This is a genomic window from Vibrio sp. 10N.261.54.A5 (assembly GCF_041471145.1).
In the GTDB taxonomy this organism is placed as follows: domain Bacteria; phylum Pseudomonadota; class Gammaproteobacteria; order Enterobacterales; family Vibrionaceae; genus Vibrio; species Vibrio crassostreae_C.
Window position 1 is genome coordinate 1 of the sequence record NZ_JBFRNU010000047.1, and the last position, 20,483, is coordinate 20,483.

19 protein-coding genes and 1 tRNA gene are annotated in these 20,483 nt (G+C 43.7%); 17 read left to right on the forward strand and 3 right to left on the reverse strand.

The annotated features are described in order from the left end of the window. Positions 1–2 precede the first annotated feature (2 nt). From AB4329_RS14775 to cobA, 5 genes are all read left to right on the forward strand, one after another. Positions 3–76: transfer RNA gene (locus tag AB4329_RS14775), tRNA-Cys, on the forward strand. Between the two features lie 616 nt (positions 77–692). Continuing rightward, positions 693–3,266: a nitrite reductase large subunit NirB gene (gene nirB / locus AB4329_RS14780; RefSeq protein WP_017062560.1), complete on the forward strand. Its 2,574-nt coding sequence runs from the start codon at positions 693–695 to the stop codon at positions 3,264–3,266. 15 nt (positions 3,267–3,281) lie between these two features. Next, positions 3,282–3,605 (forward strand): nitrite reductase small subunit NirD, encoded by a 324-nt coding sequence (gene nirD / locus AB4329_RS14785; RefSeq protein WP_017062559.1) that lies wholly within the window; start codon positions 3,282–3,284, stop codon positions 3,603–3,605. Positions 3,606–3,728: 123 nt separating this feature from the next. Further along, positions 3,729–4,544 (forward strand): formate/nitrite transporter family protein, encoded by an 816-nt coding sequence (locus AB4329_RS14790; RefSeq protein WP_017062558.1) that lies wholly within the window; start codon positions 3,729–3,731, stop codon positions 4,542–4,544. A gap of 277 nt (positions 4,545–4,821) precedes the next feature. Beyond that, on the forward strand, positions 4,822–5,598 hold the full coding sequence (gene cobA / locus AB4329_RS14795; RefSeq protein ID WP_372114559.1) for a uroporphyrinogen-III C-methyltransferase: 777 nt from the start codon (positions 4,822–4,824) through the stop codon (positions 5,596–5,598). 51 nt (positions 5,599–5,649) lie between these two features. On the opposite strand, the gene AB4329_RS14800 is transcribed toward cobA, so the two are convergent. Next, positions 5,650–6,147 carry a DUF4174 domain-containing protein gene (locus tag AB4329_RS14800; protein ID WP_050546503.1) on the reverse strand — a complete coding sequence of 166 codons (498 nt, stop codon included), beginning with the start codon at positions 6,145–6,147 and terminating at the stop codon, positions 5,650–5,652. A 323-nt stretch (positions 6,148–6,470) separates the two neighbouring features. On the opposite strand from AB4329_RS14800, the gene AB4329_RS14805 reads away from it, so the two are divergent. The 3 genes from AB4329_RS14805 (at position 6,471) to AB4329_RS14815 (ending at position 9,072) form a co-directional block, all read left to right on the forward strand. Then, positions 6,471–6,944, forward strand: coding sequence for an NYN domain-containing protein (locus AB4329_RS14805; protein ID WP_010429860.1), 474 nt, complete (start codon positions 6,471–6,473; stop codon positions 6,942–6,944). Between the two features lie 80 nt (positions 6,945–7,024). Further along, the gene (locus tag AB4329_RS14810; protein ID WP_372138638.1) at positions 7,025–7,690 is read left to right on the forward strand and encodes a response regulator transcription factor; all 666 of its coding nucleotides are present in this window, start codon (positions 7,025–7,027) and stop codon (positions 7,688–7,690) included. Then, the gene (locus tag AB4329_RS14815; RefSeq protein ID WP_017064547.1) at positions 7,687–9,072 is read left to right on the forward strand and encodes a sensor histidine kinase; all 1,386 of its coding nucleotides are present in this window, start codon (positions 7,687–7,689) and stop codon (positions 9,070–9,072) included. The genes AB4329_RS14810 and AB4329_RS14815 overlap by 4 nt, the downstream gene beginning before the upstream one ends. A gap of 184 nt (positions 9,073–9,256) precedes the next feature. On the opposite strand, the gene AB4329_RS14820 is transcribed toward AB4329_RS14815, so the two are convergent. Next, positions 9,257–10,561, reverse strand: coding sequence for a dicarboxylate/amino acid:cation symporter (locus tag AB4329_RS14820; RefSeq protein WP_372138640.1), 1,305 nt, complete (start codon positions 10,559–10,561; stop codon positions 9,257–9,259). A gap of 559 nt (positions 10,562–11,120) precedes the next feature. On the opposite strand from AB4329_RS14820, the gene AB4329_RS14825 reads away from it, so the two are divergent. The 7 genes from AB4329_RS14825 to AB4329_RS14855 all read left to right on the forward strand — a co-directional run bounded on the left by AB4329_RS14825 (position 11,121) and on the right by AB4329_RS14855 (position 18,330). Further along, complete coding sequence (locus AB4329_RS14825; protein WP_372138641.1) at positions 11,121–13,217, forward strand: TonB-dependent siderophore receptor; 2,097 nt, start codon at positions 11,121–11,123, stop codon at positions 13,215–13,217. A gap of 193 nt (positions 13,218–13,410) precedes the next feature. Then, a complete protein-coding gene (locus tag AB4329_RS14830; RefSeq protein ID WP_372138642.1) occupies positions 13,411–14,178 on the forward strand; it encodes a DUF3450 domain-containing protein in 768 nt (255 codons plus the stop codon). Then, entirely contained in the window at positions 14,178–15,554 is a 1,377-nt protein-coding gene (locus tag AB4329_RS14835; protein WP_372138643.1) for a MotA/TolQ/ExbB proton channel family protein, read from the forward strand. The genes AB4329_RS14830 and AB4329_RS14835 overlap by 1 nt, the downstream gene beginning before the upstream one ends. Continuing rightward, a complete protein-coding gene (locus AB4329_RS14840) occupies positions 15,554–16,114 on the forward strand; it encodes a MotA/TolQ/ExbB proton channel family protein (RefSeq protein WP_372138644.1) in 561 nt (186 codons plus the stop codon). Before AB4329_RS14835 ends, AB4329_RS14840 begins: the two co-directional genes overlap by 1 nt. Then, positions 16,111–16,515 carry a biopolymer transporter ExbD gene (locus AB4329_RS14845; RefSeq protein ID WP_004739212.1) on the forward strand — a complete coding sequence of 135 codons (405 nt, stop codon included), beginning with the start codon at positions 16,111–16,113 and terminating at the stop codon, positions 16,513–16,515. Before AB4329_RS14840 ends, AB4329_RS14845 begins: the two co-directional genes overlap by 4 nt. A gap of 19 nt (positions 16,516–16,534) precedes the next feature. Next, positions 16,535–17,155, forward strand: coding sequence for an energy transducer TonB (locus AB4329_RS14850; protein WP_048612627.1), 621 nt, complete (start codon positions 16,535–16,537; stop codon positions 17,153–17,155). Then, positions 17,152–18,330: a lipopolysaccharide assembly protein LapB gene (locus AB4329_RS14855; RefSeq protein WP_065677081.1), complete on the forward strand. Its 1,179-nt coding sequence runs from the start codon at positions 17,152–17,154 to the stop codon at positions 18,328–18,330. The genes AB4329_RS14850 and AB4329_RS14855 overlap by 4 nt, the downstream gene beginning before the upstream one ends. Before the next feature lie 130 nt (positions 18,331–18,460). Here the strand turns inward: AB4329_RS14855 and AB4329_RS14860 are convergent, their stop codons facing one another. Further along, positions 18,461–18,781 carry a hypothetical protein gene (locus AB4329_RS14860; RefSeq protein WP_136981834.1) on the reverse strand — a complete coding sequence of 107 codons (321 nt, stop codon included), beginning with the start codon at positions 18,779–18,781 and terminating at the stop codon, positions 18,461–18,463. Between the two features lie 451 nt (positions 18,782–19,232). Between AB4329_RS14860 and AB4329_RS14865 the strand changes: the two genes are divergently transcribed. Beyond that, on the forward strand, positions 19,233–19,862 hold the full coding sequence (locus tag AB4329_RS14865) for a PepSY-associated TM helix domain-containing protein (RefSeq protein WP_136981835.1): 630 nt from the start codon (positions 19,233–19,235) through the stop codon (positions 19,860–19,862). Between the two features lie 71 nt (positions 19,863–19,933). Continuing rightward, entirely contained in the window at positions 19,934–20,452 is a 519-nt protein-coding gene (locus tag AB4329_RS14870) for a DUF2271 domain-containing protein (protein ID WP_017062545.1), read from the forward strand. Positions 20,453–20,483: the final 31 nt, after the last annotated feature.

Genomic DNA, 20,483 nt, shown 5'->3' on the forward strand with positions numbered 1-20,483 from the left:
AAGGCGCCTTGGCAGAGTGGCTATGCAGCGGATTGCAAATCCGTGGACCTCGGTTCGACTCCGGGAGGCGCCTCCACTATTCAAAGTTGAAAGGCCAGCAGAAATGCTGGCCTTTTTGCTATCTGAAATTCTAAACCCTCATGCTATGTTCAAACTTCCACGTATGCTCTCTAATCAGTAGCACCACTAGGAACAAGCTATATCAGATCACTTTTGTGCCGGTCTTTTCCTTATGTAAACCTATCATTTGCTAAACAACCAACAGCATCTGTTAACCAATTGCGCCGTTTGTGAGTGGAATGAGTGGGGAATGGAAAAGGGCGACTGTCTTTTGCGTCATTAAATTCTTCATATTTATACATAGTTGCTCATGATCCTGTAACGCTTTCATGAGTTATTACACTTATTATGACCACAAATGAAAATGATTGTCATTTACTTGTGTTGCTGCTAACCTATTGTGAAACTTTACAACATCTTATTTACTGCACGAAAGTGTATATAAAACCCCGCTAAACCTTATTAAACCTACGGTTATTCGTTTACTTCGTATGATAAATCAGCAGATCTACCTCTTTTGTCCTACCCCTTTAGGGTAGTTCGATTTCGTAATTGATTTACATCATATTTTCATTTTCTTTCATAATTCATTATTCGCTCAGTTAAGAAATATATAACCTTCAGGAATTCTTATGAGCAAGATGAAGCTAGTCGTAATCGGTAACGGGATGGTCGGCCATCGCTATATCGAAGATTTAGTCGAGAAGACAGACGTTGCTAACATGGACATCACAGTCTTCTGTGAAGAGCCTCGCGTAGCCTATGATCGTGTACACCTTTCTTCTTACTTTTCACACCATACTGCGGACGAACTTTCTTTAGTTAAAGAAGGCTTCTACGAGAAACACGGCATCAACATGCTGATCGGTGAGCGTGCTATTAACGTTAACCGTGAAAAGAAAACAGTTTACTCAAGTACTGGTCGTGAAATTCAATACGACAAGCTAATCCTTGCTACAGGTTCATACCCATTCGTTCCGCCAATCAAAGGTAACGAAGGTAAAGACTGTTTCGTTTACCGCACAATCGAAGACTTGAAAGCTATCGAAGCAACCGCTAAGAATTCTAAATCTGGTGTGGTTGTTGGTGGTGGTTTGCTTGGTCTTGAAGCTGCAGGCGCACTAAAAGCTCTTGGTGTAACCACGCACGTTGTTGAGTTTGCTCCAAAGCTAATGGCTGAGCAGCTTGACCAAGCGGGTGGTAACCAACTTCGTCAAAAAATCGAACGTATGGGCGTTAACGTACATACAAGTAAGAACACGCTTGAGATTGCTCCTGAAGGCACTGAAGCTCGTAACGTAATGCGCTTTGCAGACGGTACAGAGCTAGAAACTGATTTCATCGTATTCTCTGCTGGTATTCGCCCACAAGACAAACTTGCTCGTCAAATGGGGCTGGGTATTGCACCACGTGGCGGTATCGAGATTAATGATCACTGTCAAACGACAGACAAAGACATCTACGCAATCGGTGAGTGTGCGTCTTGGAACCAAACGTTCTACGGCCTAGTGGCTCCTGGTTACAAAATGGCAACGGTAGCGGTTGACCACGTTGTTGGTAACGAAAGCACATTTGAAGGTGCTGACATGTCTGCGAAGCTTAAGCTTTTGGGCGTGAAAGTAGGCTCTATCGGCGATGCGAACGGTCGTACTCCTGGCTGTAAGAGCTACGTTTACCAAAACGAAGAACAAGAAGTTTACAAGCGTCTAATCGTTTCTGAAGACAACAAGAAGCTGCTTGGTGCAGTAATGGTTGGCGACACGTCTGACTACGGTGATCTTCTACAGCTTATGCTGAACGAAATCGACCTACCAGAACACCCAGATGCATTGATTCTTCCTGCTCATGCTGGTGCTGAAAAGCCAACACTTGGCGCGGATTCTCTTCCTGAGTCTGCTGTTATCTGTTCTTGTTTCGATGTGACTAAAGGCAAGATCGCTCAAGCGGTTGCTGAAGGTCACCACACAATCGGTGATATCAAAGCAGTAACAGGCGCAGGTACTGGTTGTGGTGGTTGTATTCCACTAGTGACTTCAGTACTAAACGCTGAACTTGCTAAAGCTGGTGTTGAAGTGAAGAACGACGTGTGTGAGCACTTTGCATACTCTCGCCAAGAGCTTTTCCACCTAATTCGCATCGAAGAAATCAAAACGTTCGATGAGCTATTAGAGAAATACGGTAAAGGCTACGGCTGTGAAGTATGTAAGCCTCTAGCAGGTTCTATCCTTGCTTCTTGCTGGGGTGAACACATCCTTAAGCCTGAATTAGTGAAGCTGCACGATACCAACGACAACTTCCTAGGTAACATGCAAAAAGACGGTACTTACTCTGTAATCCCTCGTATGGCGGGTGGTGAAGTAACACCTCAAGCACTAAGCGTTCTTGCTGATGTTGCTGCTGAATACAACTTGTACACCAAGATCACAGGTGCACAACGTATCGGCCTATTTGGTGCTCAGAAAGATGACTTACCAGCAATCTGGAAGAAGTTAATCGCTGCAGGTTACGAAACGGGTCAAGCTTACGCAAAAGCACTTCGTATGGCGAAAACATGTGTAGGTTCTACTTGGTGTCGTTACGGCGTTCAAGATTCAGTTGGCCTAGGCGTGATGATCGAGAACCGTTACAAAGGCATCCGTACTCCTCATAAGATGAAGTTTGGTGTGTCTGGCTGTACTCGTGAGTGTGCTGAAGCTCAAGGTAAAGATTTAGGTATTATTGCGACTGACGCAGGTTGGAACATGTATGTATGTGGTAACGGTGGTATGAAACCTCGTCACGCAGACTTACTGGCAAGCGACCTAGACCAAGAAACGCTAATCAAGTACATCGACCGTTTCATGATGTTCTACATCCGCACGGCTGCGCCACTACAACGTACTTCGGTATGGATGGACAACCTAGAAGGTGGTGTTGATTACCTACGTGAAGTGATTGTAGACAACAAGCTTGGTATCAATGACCAACTTGAAACTGACATTGCTGGCCTAGTTGATAACTTCGCTTGTGAATGGACAGACACTATCAACGATGAAGCTCAACTTAAGCGCTTTGCACACTTCATCAATGCTGATGACCGCGATGATAACGTTGTGTTTGTTGAAGATGGTCGTGAACAACACCGTCCTGCGACATTCACTGAGAAACACCCTGAAGCCATTACTTCAAAGCATCAGGGCGACATCATTCACGTAGAATCTGTTTAATTGGGAGACGACATCATGGCATTTACCAAAGTTTGTAAGATCGAAGACATTATCCCAGGTACAGGTGTTTGTGCGTTGGTTAGTGGTGAGCAAGTGGCTATCTTCCGCCCAACTGAGGCTGAAGAAGTATTCGCGATTAGCAACACAGACCCATACTTCCAATCTAACGTGCTATCACGTGGTTTGATTGTTGAGCACAAAGAAGAGCTTTGGGTAGCAAGCCCACTTAAGAAGCAACGCTTTAACCTAGCAACAGGTGTGTGCATGGAAGACGAGAACTTCAACGTGAAAGCGTACAAAGCTCGTGTTGCCAAAGGCGCTGTAGAAATCTCTGCTTAATCTTCGGATGAGCAAGATTTGATAGTTCAAGGGTTCTAGTTCTCGATATTGCCTTAACTCGGCAACTAGAGCCTTTTCCTATCCAATTTTAACTTTTAATTTAAACTTTTTAAGGACAACCTTATGTCTCCTGATTACAAACCAGCTGAATTCGTTCAAACGATGATTGATGTGGGTGAAGCGAAAACGAAAACAAGTACTCGCGATCTTCTGATTCGAAGCACTATGGCTGGTATCATCCTTTCTCTAGCGGTTGTTGTTGCTATTACAGCAATGGTTCAAACCGGTATTGGCCTTGTTGGCGCACTTGTGTTCCCAGTTGGCTTCGTCATTCTAAGTGTAATGGGTTATGACCTAGTAACTGGCGTATTCGGCCTTGCACCTTTAGCGAAATTCGACAACCGCCCAGGTATTACTTGGGGTCGTATCCTACGTTGTTGGGGTATTGTTGGTCTTGGTAACCTTATCGGTTCTTTGATTGTTGCTTTCCTTGTTGCAGTATCACTAACGGGTAACTTCTCTTTAGAACCAAACGCTGTTGCTCAAAAGTTCATTGCTGTTTCTACAGGTCGTAGCCTAGGTTTTGAAAACATGGGTATGGACGGATGGATCACGTGTTTCGTACGCGGTATCTTCTGTAACCTTATGGTATGTCTAGGTGTGATTGGCAACATGACTGCACGCACAGTATCTGGCCGTGTAGCAATGATGTGGTTCCCAATCTTCATCTTCTTCGCACTCGTATTTGAGCACACAGTAGTAAACATGTTCCTATTCCCACTGGGTATGATTCTTGGCGCTGACTTCGGTATTGCGACATGGTTGAACTTCAACCTTATCCCAACAATCCTAGGTAACATCGTTGGTGGTCTATTAATGACGTGTGTTCCTCTATACCTAACTCATGCTAAAACAGCTCCTTCTCTAGGTGCTAAGTAATTCTGAATACGGTGAAACGTAATTTAGTATGAGATTAAGAGCCCCAACAACATGTTTGGGGCTTTTTTAGTTCGAAAGCCCTTATATCATTGCGCAAATTACTCGCAATAGACTGTTTTGTTATAATTACTTCTATCTTCGTTAGTATTTAGACTGAATATTTATATCAACACCTGATAGTCTAAGGGTTAAGGATTTGGATAAGTCATCATGAATACAGTGACTTATCACATAGATTGAAGCTTGAGATAAAACAAGCAAACCTTCGGAGCACAGCATGTCAGAAGTATCGTCATCGAATGTTAAAGAAGTAACCAAAGGATTGGTTTCATTAGTAGGCGCGGGTCCGGGCGACCCAGACTTACTTACGTTAAAAGCGGCACGAGTGATTCAACAAGCAGACGTTTTGGTTTATGACCGCTTGGTATCAAAGGATATCTTGGCGATGGCTAACCCAGAAGCGGAAATGCTGTATGTGGGTAAAAAGCTCGATCATCACTGCGTACCGCAAGATCAGATCAACCAACTATTAGTGACCAAAGCTCAAGAGAACAAACACGTAGTGCGTCTAAAAGGTGGTGACTCGTTTATCTTTGGTCGTGGTGGTGAAGAGTGTGAAACGTTAGCTGAGAATGACGTGAGATTTGAAGTGATTCCGGGCATCACAGCTGCTGCCGGAGCAACGGCTTATGCGGGCATTCCGTTGACGCACCGTGATCATGCACAAAGCGTGCAGTTTATTACAGGTCACTTGAAGAAAGATGGCGAAGATATTGACTGGCAATCTCTTGCTCAGCACAACCATACCATCGTGTTTTACATGGGCTTGAAAGAGAGTCCGAACATTCAGAAGAATCTACTCGATAATGGTATGCGAGCTGACATGCCAGTTGCGATCATCGAAAACGGTACACGCCAAGAACAAAAGGTGTTTAGAGGTGGGTTACGTGATTTAGCTGACCTTGCGAGCGTCGCAAAGAGCCCAGCGCTGATTGTTGTAGGCAGCGTGGCTCAGCTCCATGAAAAACTTGCTTGGTTTAACAAACAAGCTTGATCGTTTGACCTTCTAATTGGATCTCTAAGCCACTACTGAGTCCATCAAGAATCAAATACTGCAGCGGCTGCCTTGTCGCTGCATTTCTTGTTGGCGCATCGGCATTTCGTCAATGATATTGGTGATCTGTTTCCAATCTGTTTTGCCACTCCATCGGTGCTTCTCTTTCCCGTCTTTACCAATCAAAACAGCGGTATGTGATCCTTTCGGGATCTCGTAAATACTGGTGACTGCTTCTAAGTTAAACTCTTCTTCTAACCAAGTTGGGACTGTGTAACCACTCTCAGCAATAACCATAATGACGACATCTCGTTCGTCCAATTGACAGTTATTGAGCAACACTTCATTCAGAAACTCTTTAACGATTGAATCTTCCTTTGGAGCGAAATAAATCACACTGCGGTGTGGCAAAGGCTTTGAGTGAGAATAAGCGGGGTAGGCGAGTACTGAATTGATGGTTAAGCTCATGATTATTACCGTGCTGATGGTCAGTAGTTTAAGCAAACTAAACCAGCTACCAGAGTTTGATGGTTGATTTAAAGTTTGCATCGCTTTGGTTGTGTCGATGCTTACGATCGAATTGTGTGTTTGTCGGTGCAGCATTGCCAACCTCCCTTTAAAAACTCTAAGCCTGAGTACGATTTGAACGCTACGTAAAGAAGAAGGTGAAGATCAGAACCACCTAAGAAACGCTCAAAACAAATCCACTTACAATAAGCATAGTTAGGATTACGTAAAGACACTTAGCTTTACGCTAAAGATATTAGATTTACGTTAACGATAGCTGGCAGGTTCATTTTTATTGAGTAAAGCGACTCGCATTTTACAATTGAATAGAATAGGGTATACGGAAAATCTAAAGGTATGAATTTATGGAAAACATAGCAATTTTGGTCGACGTTCAGAACGTTTACTACACGACGCGCGACAAATACCGTTCTAACTTCGACTATAACCAGTTTTGGTATGTTGCCACGGAAGGGCGTAACGTTATTGCAGCTAATGCTTACGCAATCTCAAGCCAAGATCCAAAGCAGCGTCAATTTCATCATATCCTTCGTGGTGTGGGCTTTAATGTGAAGTTAAAGCCGTTTATTCAGCGTCGAGATGGCAGTGCAAAAGGCGATTGGGATGTGGGTATTGCGTTAGACGCGATAGAACTTGCTGAGACGGTTGATACGATTGTTTTGGTATCAGGAGACGGTGATTTCGAAATCCTTGTAGAGCGAATCAAAGAGCGCTTTGGCAAGCCTGTTGAAGTGTATGGTGTTCCCGGGTTAACTGCTCAAAATCTTATCGATTCTGCATCAAAATTTGTACCGATTGAAAAAGATTTTCTTCTATAGAGGAAATCGGGCACTTTATAATTGAAATCAATAATAACGATAATTAGAATGCAAACAGTTCTTATTTATCGGTATGTGTAATGTCTCGCGTTTTAGTTGTTGATGATGATATTCAATTGTGTGAATTACTGGGTGAAGTGTTAGAAAATGAGGGGTATCACGTTGATACTGTTCATTGCGGTGAATCCGCGCTTGAGTTTATTCAATCTCACCCTGTCGATTTGGTTCTACTCGATGTAATGCTTCCGAACCTAAGCGGTATTCAAGTGGCAAGACGCATTTGTCAGCGTTTTGCTACTCCCATTCTTATGTTGACCGCGCTTAATGACGACGCTTCAATGCTTGATGGCTACCAAGCGGGCGCCGACCAGTACATCGCCAAACCTTTCAATGTTCCTGAGCTCCTGACTCGTATAAAGGTGATTTTACGCCGAGTGGGCTTTGAGCGTCAGAGACAATCTTTAGCTTCCTCTAATCACGGCTTGTGTGAACAACTCTCTCGTTTGCCATTAACTGGCACTGAAAAAGACTTGCTTGATTATTTGGTCAAAAATGACGGTATTGTCGTCTCAAAATCTGATCTGCAAATCCATGTACTCAAGAAAGAATTGTGTCCCTTCGATCGTAATTTAGATATGCATATCAGCAATATACGTAGAAAGCTCGTTCAGGCAGGTTTGTCTAAACAACATATAAAAACCGTTCGTGGTAAAGGTTACAGTTACCTAAAGTCGGTCGGAGCATGAGTAAAAAACTGCTGCGTTGCCCTGATTTTATTGCTAAGCGTAAAGACGGACTCACTTTCCAACTGTTCAGTTACCTGACCGTCATTTTGGTGAGTATTTTGATCCTGCAAGGTGTCGCTGAAAGAGCCTTGATGAAAGCGCTGCTTAAAGTCCCAGAATCGGTAAAAGCGGAAATGCTCGACCTTGCTTACCAAGCGAATGTGTTGATCGAAGAAGGGGACATGGATGAACTCGCGGACTGGGGTAATGCTCAGCAGTATTATCTGTTCGTCATTGATAAAGACAATCGTCCGATCACACATCGTCACATGCACCCACATTTTGAATTTAAGCTCAAATACTTAAGAACGTTAGATCACCAACTTAGTGATCGTGTGAGTAAGCCGATCTTCGGCCTACCACTGGATAACGGTAAAACACTGGTTATCCAACTACCGCACCAGTTTCATCCCGCAAAATCTTTTGCGCCATATTCCTATATGCTTAAAGCATTGATTGCATTGGTCGTATTGTCTCTGTTCTCGATTATCATGGCCAAAAGCCTTCAGCAACCGTTGGATAGATTGAGAGAAGCGAGCCGCAGACTGGCTCAAGGTGACTTCACGGTCAGTGTGGTGTCGGAGTTGAACTCCACCACGCGTGAATTCAACGAGCTTGCACACGATTTTGATTATATGACCTTTGAGATTAAATCTCTGGCTGAAAAGCAACGTTGTTTGATTCGTGATGTCTCACACGAGTTAAGAACACCATTAGCAAGGCAAAACCTCGCACTACACCTGCTGCGCAGCAAGGTTGATGATAAAAGCATTGGTTTGCTAGAACGAATGGAAAATGAAACAGAAGAGATGAATAAGCTGGTGGGTGAGATACTTGAATTTAGCCGCTTAGAAACCTCTCGCTATGACTCCAAGTTAAGTTTAATGCACCTTGAGCACTATTGTTCAATGTTGATCGCGCAGATGCAAAACGATTTAAAACCGAATCAAACTTTGATTGGTTCCCTAGAGACGCCGATATCAATGGTGAACGTTGATGAGAGGCTACTGCTTCGAGTCATTGGTAACTTGGTCGGGAATGCCATTAAATACGCGGGTGAGAACGCTCATGTGGTCGTGACGACATACGAACAGGTAATGGATAGACGTTACAGTGTAATATCTGTAGAAGATGACGGTGACGGTATTCCTGATAACAAGATTGCAGGTATATTCGACCCGTTTACTCGTATTGAATCAGCAAGAGACAAACGGTCTGGTGGCTACGGTCTGGGCCTTGCGATTGTTAAAGAAGCGATGGGTGTGATGAATGGACATGTAACTGCTGAGAATAGAGAAGGTGGGGGGCTGAGAGTGAACTTGATGTTCCCAATCGGTGATTAGCTTTCCCTATTGATAATTACCTTAAATTGATAACTGTCCCAACTCAGTAGTACTGACTTAAGCGATACCCAATAAAAACGCCACTGCATCTGCAGTGGCGTTTTTCTTTATGCGCTTTGGTATGGGCTAGGCGTAGCCATTAATTACGCCTGAGCTTGAAGACAAGAGCATAAGATAAGCGAGACTATGCCTGTTGGCGAGCTAGCTTAACTTCTTCTTCTTTCTCACCTGCTGCTGGGTCGTTGAAGCGAGACTCGTCTAGAGCGCCTTCAGACTTAGCAACGATGATAGATACGGCACTATCACCTGTGATGTTTACAGCGGTACGAATCATATCAAGAAGGCGGTCAACACCCATGATTAGAGCAATACCTTCAAGCGGCAGGCCAACTTGGTTCAATACCATCGCTAGCATAACAAGACCAACACCAGGGACACCTGCAGTACCAACAGACGCCAGTGTCGCCGTTAGGATAACCATTAGGTAATCACCCATTGAAAGGTCGATGTTGTACGCTTGCGCGATAAACGCCGTCGCAACACCTTGCATGATTGCAGTGCCGTCCATGTTCACAGTTGCACCTAGTGGTACTGTGAAAGAAGCGACTTTGTTGTCTACGCCCATACGGTTCTTAGCCGTTTCCATAGTTACTGGAATTGTTGCGTTCGAAGATGCTGTTGAGAATGCAAACATGATTGCATCTTCCATCTTACGTAGGAACGTAATCGGACTAAGACCTGTGAATCCTTTAAGCATCGCACTGTAAGTCACCAAGCCATGCAACAGCAGGGTACCAGCAAGCACTAAGAAGTATTCTGCTAGGTTCCAAATTGCACCTAAGCCAAGGCCAGAGAACAGTTTCGCCATCAAGAAGAATACGCCGTAAGGAGCAAGGTTCATTAGTAGCGCAACTAGCTTCATGATCACTTCGTTTAGATCAGAGAAAACTGTAGCGATACGTTCACCGGGTTTGCCCGCTGCACTGATTGCGATACCAAACAACACTGCAAATACGATAACTTGTAACGTTTTGCCCTCAGCCATCGCCTGAATAGGGTTGGTTGGGAACATGTCGATGATTACTTGGCCCAGAGAAGGGGCATCCGCTGATTTGAAAGAGCTCGCAGCAGTAAGATCCGCACCAGCTCCAGGTTGGAACAGGTTACCGATAGTTAATGCTAGAGTGATGGCAACGGCAGTAGTACCGATATAAAGTGCAAGCGTTTTGCCACCCATACGGCCAAGAGTTGATAAGTCTTTAAGAGAACTTGTACCGCACACTAGTGAAACGAAGACTAGAGGCACAACAAGCATTTTTAAACTGGCGACAAAGATTTGTCCGCCCACTTCAAAGAGTCCGTTAACGATGTAGTTGTTAACAAATCCGTTGTCTGCAAAAAGGGATTGAATGGCGAATCCCGTTAATATACCTACGACCATACCGAGGATTACTCGACCAGTCAGAGACATAGGTTTCTTGGTATTCATTTAGAACACTCCTTATTATTTATAACTTTGATACCTTTTCAAAGTGAGCAGGAGATTAGCAGTCGGATAATCAATTCGAAAAACAAAAAATGAGTTTGGAATTATAGATGTGATCAAAATCACTGATAATTGTGTAAATTAAACAAATAAAAACAAAATAATTCACTATTAATTTACATCTATCGAGGGTTTTATACATAAATTTGTCGTTTCAAAGGTAGTAAATAAGAAGAGATGATTTTCTTATCAATCTTCACGTCTTCAATTGACTGAACAAATACCGTTGTTTCAAAAAATTCGGTGAAGATAACCAGTCGATTTACGTCCATGAGCCTTAACTATTTGTATTGAATGGTTTTGTTGAACTCCTCAAATATGACTCACCGACAGGCCTTTACAAAACTTTACGAATGCAAAGAATGTAAATTTAATGCAAATGGTAATAGTTATCACTTATATTTACTCCCGAAATAATTCAGTGGTACCGACAACGGTTCAGCGAACACATCGAATAAATAACAAAGTGTTCGTCTAAAAGAATAAAAGCGGAGTAAAGGACATGTTTTCAAAGAGCCCATTGGCTTTAGTAATCGGCGCAGTATTAGCTTCACCAGCAGTATTGGCAGAAACAGCAAAAACAGACGAGCACATGGTTGTTGAAGGTCGTGACTACGGTTACAAAGCCGACACGAATACAACAGCAATGCGCATGGAGGCGACTCAATTAGAGACTCCGGGACAAGTTTCAGTAATCGATGAGCAAATCATCGATGAACAGCGTGCAACAACGCTTGGTGACGTGCTTAAGAATGACGCGAGTGTAAGTGCTGGCGGTACAAGTCGTAACCGTGAACGTTTCTCTCTACGTGGTTTCTCGGTAGAAAGCTCTTCGGGCTTCCTTAAAAATGGCCAGCAACATTGGTCTCACTACCGTCAACCAATTGAACTGCTAGAGCGTGTTGAAGTACTTAAAGGGCCTTCTGGTCTTCTTTACGGTATTTCTGCACCAGGTGGTTTGATCAACATGGTAAGCAAAAAACCAACTTACGATACGCAAGTAAGTGTTAGCCAAGATATTGGTTCTAATGACCATTCTCGTACAACGGTAGACGTAAGTGGCGCTTTGAACGACGCTGAAACTCTACGTGGTCGCGCGATTCTATCTAAAGAAAGCTACGGCTCTTGGAGAACTTATGGTGACGGAACTGAACCACAAACAGAACGTTTTGTTGGTGGTGTATTCGTTGATTACGATGTAACTGAAGACGTGACAGTTTCTGTTCATTACGACAAAACTAACGACGAAGGTAGCGTAGATTCTGGCGCTTTATACACGCTAGACGGCAACCGAGTAGGTAGCGACAAGCACATCTGGGATGCACAGTGGTCACAGATCGAGAATGATGTTGAGAACGTTGGTTTTGATATTGCTGCTAACCTGACTGATACATGGTCATTAAAAACAGGTTTCAACTACCAAGATTTCGAACGTATTGATATGGAAAGCTACCCAAGCTTTTCAAATATGAATCCTGATGGTACGGGCACCGTGACTCAAGGCGGTAACTACCGTCATGATAAATGGCGTTTCAGAACGGCTTACGTTGATCTAACAACAACCGCTGATCTTGCGGGCACAGAGCACCAACTATTATTCGGTGCTAACTGGTTAGGCTACAGCTATTACCGTGGTATGGATCGCTTCAGCAGCGCTGAATACGCACCAGATGCAACAGTACCAGCGCCGTCAGTGGGTCCAACATCGCTAGGTAAGATGAGTACTTACGATACTTGGGGCTTCTACATCCAAGATTTGATTACTATTAATGATGAATGGCAAGTTCTTGCGGGTGCTCGTTTCGACCGTAAAGTAAGTGATGGCGTAGCAGAAGAAAATGTAGCGCCTAAGCTTGGCCTGATTTACCACCCAGCATCAAACGGTAGTATCTACGCTTCTTACTCTGAAAGTTTCGAACCACAAGGTGTTGTGTCTAGCGGAAGCCGCAACTACACCAACGATGGCGAACTTCTTGACGCAGCAACGGGCGTGTCTTACGAAGTCGGTACTAAGTGGGAACTGATGGACGAACGTCTATTCGTTTCTGGTGCGGTATTCGATATTACCCAAGAAAACATTTCAATGGATGTAGAAGACACTTCATCAGGCGATTGGACGAAGACACAAGGTGGCGAACAAGTTCACCGTGGTGCTGAGCTAGCCGCACAAGGCTTTATTTCAGAGCGCTTCTCAATGTCTGGTTCTGCAATGTACTTAGATGCTGAAATCACGAACCATGAAACATATGAAGGTAACCGTCCAGTAGACGTACCTGAGTTTGCAGCAAGCGTTTGGTCTACCTATGCAGCAACAAACGAAGTTGATGTGAACCTGGGTCTTATCTACGAAGGTTCTCGTTACGGCGATAGCGCGAACACATTCAAGAAAGACGGCTACGCACGTGTAGATATGGGTGCTGCATACACGCTTAAGTACGACGATTCTCTTGATTTCGTAGCGCGTCTAACAGTCGAGAACGTATTTGATAAAGAATACCTAGCGGGTGGCGGTTCAACATCTTCAAACCACCAATTTGCTGAAGACGTAGTAATCGGCGAAGGCCGTAACTACATGGCGACTTTACAGGTAAAATACTAATTTGTTAGTAGGGTACTATTGTTAGCCTAAATACTAAGGGGAAAGTTTCGGCTTTCTCCTTTCGTGATTCTGCTATTCAGTAAAATATCCCTAGTAATGCGAGTGACTTTTAATGATAATGAGAGTGCTTATCAATAATAGTATTTATCAATAAAATGTATTTGACCTTCTTCTATAGTAAATGACTACAATTATGAATCTTTTAAAAACTAGCCTAGCGCTTGCCATCAGTTTGGTTGCAACGTCTTCTATGGCAAACAGCTTGGATCAAGCTCAATCAATTCAAAACAAGACCAATAACGCGTCGGCTTCGAGCCAAAAGGTTATTGATAAAAGCTCACAAGCGACTTTAATGCTGCAAGCTGAGATTGAGCGTCTGCAAGAAGAAGTTAAAAACTTAGAAATCTATCACGATCACCTTGCTGCATTGGTTGAAAGCCAAAACCAAGAAGCTCAAAGCATTGAAGAGCAGATCGACGAAATCAAATATACACGTCAAGGTGTCGTGCCTTTGATGTATCAGATGATTGATGGTCTTCAACAGTTAGTTGAGCAAGATGTGCCAATCAGGAAAGAGCAGCGTCTAGAAAGAGTTGAAAAGCTGCAAGCAATGATGACTCGTGCTGATGTGAGTGATGCTGAGAAATATCGTCGTATCCTAGAAGCTTACCAAATCGAGATGGACTACGGCATCAAGCTCGGTGCTTACCAAGGTCGTGTTGCATTGAGCAACGACAGGACGATTGAAGCTGACGTGTTGCACCTAGGTCGTATCTCTTTGGTGGCTCGTAACCTAAATGGCAGCCAATACTGGTCTTGGAATCAAACACAAAATCAGTGGCAAGAGCTAGATTCTTCAATGAAATCTGAGCTAGATAAAGCTTACGACATTGCAAGCCAACAAGCGGCGCCAAGCCTAATTACTTTACCTGTTTCTCTAACTGTTGCGGAGGTTAAGTAATGAACTTAAAACTATTAGCAGCATTGCTTTGCATTACATCACTTTCATTTTCTGCTTTTTCGGCATCAGACACGACGGCTCAGCTAGTTAATAAAGCAAAATCAGAGAGCCGAACTCAAGCTTCTCACAACGTAGTGCGTGAGGCTGACTTCAAAAAGACAGAACAAGAACTGAAAGCGATCAAAGCTCAGCTTGAAGCGAAACGTACCTCTATCCAAGGTGCGACAGATGTTTTGACTCAAACCTTCAGTGATAACGAAAACAAGCTTGCTCGCTTAGAAGAGAAGCTGCGTTTAGAAACCGGTAGCTTAGGCGAGCTGTTCGGTGTCGTTCGTCAAAACGCAAAAGAACTCGGCGCAGAGCTTAGCTCAACCGTGAATAGTGTTGATCGTGCTGAACACACTGCAACTGTTGATCAAATCATTGATGCTAAATCACTGCCTTCAATGCCACAGCTGACCGGTTTGTGGATGAGCATGGTTGAACAGATCCAAGCGAGCTCTGAGCTTAGCAAATCTCAAATTGCATTCATCAATGGTGAAGGCAACACACAAACTGTCGACGCTTATCGTTTAGGTTCAATCGGCCTAGTAACAGACCAAGGCTATGTTAGCTGGAACACTCAGCGTGAAGATGCGATTGCGTATCTGAAACAGCCATCGAATGGTCCAACTTTAGCATCGCTATCTACATTAGCGAATGGCGACGTGTCTAACGTGGTTGTCGATCCTTCTCGTGGGTTCATGCTAGAGCAACTAGCGCTAACACCAAGCCTAGCTGATCGCCTTCAAGCGGGGGGTGTGGTTGGTAAAGTGATTCTTGGCTTGCTTGCAATTGGCTTAATCATCGCATTAGTTCGTGGTATTTCTTTGGCTATCGCTCGCCAGAAAATTCGCGCTCAACTTAAGAACCCAGAGCAAGCGGGTGATAACCCTCTAGGTCGTGTTCTTGCGGTTTACAATAAAGAGCAAAACCAAACCGTTGAAGCACTAGAACTACGACTTTTAGAAGCGGTAGTGGATGAACAAACCCACCTAGAGAAAGGTTTATCGATGCTAAAACTTCTAGCGGCACTTGCTCCAATGTTAGGTCTTCTAGGGACTGTAACCGGCATGATCGAAACATTCCAAGTGATCACACAGTTTGGTAATGGCGACCCTAAAGTGATGGCGGGTGGTATTTCGATGGCACTGGTAACAACCGTACTTGGTCTTGTTGCAGCAATGCCTCTTCTATTAGCACACAACATTCTTAGCACTCAAGCTGAAAATATTCGCAATATTCTTGAGAAACAAGGTATTGGTCTTGTTGCTGAGCAGGCAGAAAAAACGGTTGAATCAAAACCTGTGGTTTCACCAGTTGGGACTGCTGCGTAATGGATATTTTGTCGGGTTCTCTATTACCAGCGAGTTGGTTAACGAGTGACTGGCTGCTGTCTTTATCAAGCTTTATGGATCAGGGCGGTTTCGTCCTGTGGTGGCTAGCGGCTGTCGTCCTAGTTTATTGGGTGCTTGTAGTCGAACGTGTGCTTTATCTTGCGTTCTACTTTCCAAAGCAGCGCCAAGCTTGGATTACTAAGTGGCATGAAAGAGAAGATCACTCTTCTTGGCATGCCAAAGCCATTCGTGAAGGTTGGTTAGGGCAAGCGAGTATCTTACTTAACCAGAACTTGAACTTTATTAAGCTGTTAGTCGCTATTTGTCCGATGTTGGGTTTGTTAGGTACCGTTACCGGTATGATCTCTGTTTTTGATGTCATGGCGACTCAAGGAAGCAGTGACCCTAAATTGATGGCTTCAGGTATCTCGTTGGCAACGCTGCCAACCATGGCGGGTATGGTTGCTGCATTAGCGGGCATGTTTGTTCACGCTCGTTTAGCGAAAGTGTGTAACCGCTTAGAATTGAAATTAGAAAAATCTTTAAGGAGTCAACGATGAGACTCGGTCGACGTCATTCAAAAAACGAAGAGGCTCAAATAGACCTTACTTCGATGCTTGATATTGTATTTATCATGCTTATTTTCTTTATTGTGACCAGTTCATTTGTTCGTGAATCAGGGGTTGAAGTCAATCGCCCACAAGCGTCTAACGTAGTCAGCCAAAAGGATGCGGGCATTTTTGTTGCGATTACTTCTGCGAATGACATCTTCATCGATAAACGTGTTGTTGATGTTGAACGTGTCCAAGCGACGTTAGAACACTTGTTGCTAGAACAACCTGATGCTTCTTTGGTTATTCAAGCGGATGAACACGCTTACAACGGTACGGTTGTTAAAGTGATGGACGCCGCGAAAGGTGCGGGTGTTAAAAACATTGCGCTTGCTGCTGATAAGCGATGATCTTGGAGGATCTTCATAAATGATTCGCCTATTTCTTGCTTTACCGCTAGCGGGTGCCTTGGGCTTAGCTCTGTTTTCTTTTATGGCTTGGATGGTCGATAATGGCCACCAACGTTCACCAGACAACAGTGAAACGTTAAGTTTCAACATGGTAATGGTGGAACAAGAACAAGAAGTCCAAAGAAGACAACGTGCAGTTCCTGAAAAACCAGAAATGCCAGAGCCGCCACCGGAAGCGCAAACGTCTCAGTCACAAGCTGAAGTTACGCCTCTGAATTCGATGTCTTCACTACCTTCTTTGGATTTGAATACATCGATTGATGGCCTAGCGATTAACGCACCGACATTTTCTGATTTTGGGTCAAACCAACAGGCAATGCCTCTGTATCGAGTAGAACCTCGTTACCCAGCTAAAGCGTTGAAGCGTGGCGCTGAAGGCCATGTGATTATGTCTTTTACCATCGACGAAACGGGACGCCCAATTGACATTCAAGTCACTGACGCAAACCCACGTCGTATGTTTGAACGTGAAGCGATGAGAGCACTTAAAAAATGGAAATATCAACCAAAAGTCGTCGATGGAAAAGCGATAGCTCAGGTTGGTCAAACCGTGAAACTAGAGTTTAAGTTGGCAAAATGATGAAACAGATATGGATATTAGTGGGCTTGTTGTTAATGCCCCTTACAACACAAGCGCAAGAGCTATCTCAATATACTGCCATTCGTGTTCAAAAGGCGCATAAGCTTGCTCAAGATGAACAGGTTAAACAGGCCATTGACGTACTAGCAGGTTTAGAGCTTTCTAAAGGTTACGACAAAGCATACGTAGCTCGTATGTTGGGTGTGTTTTACTGGCAAGATGGCAAAACTGACGCGGCGATTAAGCAGCTTACATACGCCGTCGATACCAATTTACTGGTGGATGAACAAGCTTGGATAACGAAGCGTATGCTTGCTGATCTGTTATTAAATGATCAGCAGTTCAAAAACGCGCTTCCACACTACTACGAGTTAGTGAAAACAGCGCCTGAAAAGGAAAAGAAAGACACGCTTTGGATGCGAATTGCACAAGCTGAATACCAAATTGAAAACTGGTCGAAAGTACTAGTGGCCATCGGTAATCATGACAAGTTCAATTCAAAACCAGAGTTATCACCTCTATCGCTAAAACTGGGCGCACAGCTTCAGTTAAAGCAGTGGAAACAGTCGATTCCTACACTGGAAAGCCTGATTGAACTTCAACCAGAGAAAGATAACTGGTGGCGTCAACTTGTGGGTATTCAGTTAAGACTAGAACGTAATCGCGATGCATTGAACACGTTAGCACTGGCTGATTTACAAGGTGTTGATCTGAAGAACTCAGATCGCCGCTTGCTTGCACAGCTTTACGCGAAACGTGGTATTCCAGAGCGCGCAGCACAAGAAATTAGTAAGCTAGATGATGCGAACAGCGACGTTCAACTTCTAGCAGAGCAAGCAACCTACTGGCAGCTAGCGAAAGAGTGGGACAATGCGATTGAAGTGTGGACGTTAGCTTCTAAAAAAGACACTCAGTATCATTGGAATGTGGCTCAGCTATTGGTTCAGCAAGGTTACTACGACCGAGCTCTGGTTGTTTTAGATAAAGTGAAAGACAAAAACAAACAAGCCGACGTTGCGTTAGCGAAAGTGCGTTCATGGTACAAGTTAAAGAATCTTGATAACGCCCTTGCTCAAGCCAAGCGTGCGAACAACATTGAGCCATCTTCTGAAGCAAAAGGTTGGATTAAATATCTGACTCAGCTAAGAACGGTTAGTGATAACGGCAACGTCTAACTGCTGTTAACGCAAAAGAAGACAAGAGAAAGTAGTAAATAGAAAAGGGTGTCATTTGATGGTTCAAATGACACCCTTTTTAATTTTTGGCGGTTAAAGCTTTTTGAACTTTATCGTTCCAGTACGTCAGTTAAGGCTCGCACATCGTACCGCGGGACGTCGCACTTTGGATTACGCCACTGGTATCAGCAACCCAGTTAATAGTGCAATCACGGTAAGGGTTTTTGAAGGCATGCACTGTATAACCATTGTCTAACGGTTTCTTGGTTTCAATCCAAGCATAGTTTCGAGACGCCCAAAAACTGATAGGGCGTGACCGTTCGGTGAGATAACGTTCTTGTACATCGGTTATGTCTGAACCGATGTATTGTTGAATATGTTCTTCCGTGCTGGTTATTTGGCTGGTACACGCTGTTACGAGCGCTGTAAAAGCCAAAACAATAATACGCATTTCAAAATCCCTTTAAGCCTTATTAGCTATCGTTAAATCGGTTACTAGTCTGTATTTAACAAACCGCATCAACCGAAGAGTCCGCCGTTTGTGTATGATCTTCAAAATGTTCCAAAGATCAAATAGCTCCGAAGGTTAATAGTTACGAAGCTTAAATAGTCCCAACTTTCATTCCTTAAAGCCACAACTGCTACCTTAAACCAACCTCAATCAAGCATGTTTATATTGAGATTTTTTGAGGTTTGACCTTACTATCGATGACCTCAAATACAAGCTATCCATTCCCTTTAGTACACGTTAGCAAGAATATGCATACAGTTCGATTACTTCCCATGTAATGTTATGTAAATTTTCTTACGCCGCTCGGCAAACGTAAACAATGTAAATTGAATGCCAATACGAATGATTATCAACTAAATTGTCGCCATAAAATTTATAGGTATTGGTTTGTATGTCGTTAAAAAGTAGGGCGGTTCAGTCATGGTCTCGTCGACTTCATGTTTATATTTCTATGGCTCTTCTGTTCGTGGTTCTTTTCTTCTCAGTGACAGGTATCACCCTTAATCGACCTGAGTTATTTGAATCAAGCCAACCCAATATCCAACGCTCTACGCTAACGCTTCCTACTAGTTTATTTACGATCCAAGACGGCCGTTTAAAAGCTGACGAGACAGCCTTTGAAACGTTTCTGTTTGAAGAAGCTAACCTCTCCGGCGTTCCTTCAGGTTTGGACATCTACGCAGAGATCGAAGACGGTGAGTTGCTCATCGGTGAAGTGTCTATGGACTTCAAAGGACCGGGCTACAACGCTTCCGTGTTTGTTGACGTTACGTCTGAATTTGTAGAAGTCGAAACCACGAATTACGGCGTTATCGCATTGTTGAACGATCTACATAAAGGTCGTAACAGCGGTGAAGTATGGAAATGGTTTATCGATATCACTGCGCTACTGATGATCTTCTTTGTGCTTACTGGCGTGTGCTTACTGTTACCTAAGAAAAAGACGCTTAATACTTCCATCAAATGGACGGTGTTTGGGTCTGCAATCTCATTGGTTATCTATTTTGTCGCCGTGCCTTAACGCTTGATTCGATTGATGAATCGGATTGAAGAGCGAACTTAAGGTTAAACGGATTTAAAAGGTTGTTAAAAATGAAAAAAATGAACTGGAGCAAGGCGCTTCTTGCTTTATCTCTTTTGCCAAGCCTAGGTATGGCACAAGCGATTCCTGATACGGCAAAACTGGATGTCAGCTTTGAGCTTCCAAAGATTGATACCTCTATGTATGCACGTCCTTATGTGGCGGTGTGGGTAGAGAATAGCGAACGAAAGTCAGTGAAAACCATCGAGCTTTGGGTCGGTAAAGACGAATGGCTTAAGGATCTGCGCAGCTGGTGGAGAAAGGTTGGCCGTTACGATCGTGAACTGGTTGATGCTGTGACGTCTGCAACACGTCCTGCTGGCCAGTACCGTTTCGTGTGGGATGGTAAGAGCGACAGCGGTGAAACGTTAGAACAAGGCGAGTACACGGTTCATATCGAAGTGGTTCGTGAACACGGTGGCCGTAATTACCTTCGCCAAAAAGTATCACTCGCAGATTCAAACATATCTTACGAATTAAAAGCAACGGAAGAGACGGGTGAAATCACCCTGAACTACATCGCTAAATAGTAAGTGCGAACAGTAACTAGTAAGTACGAAC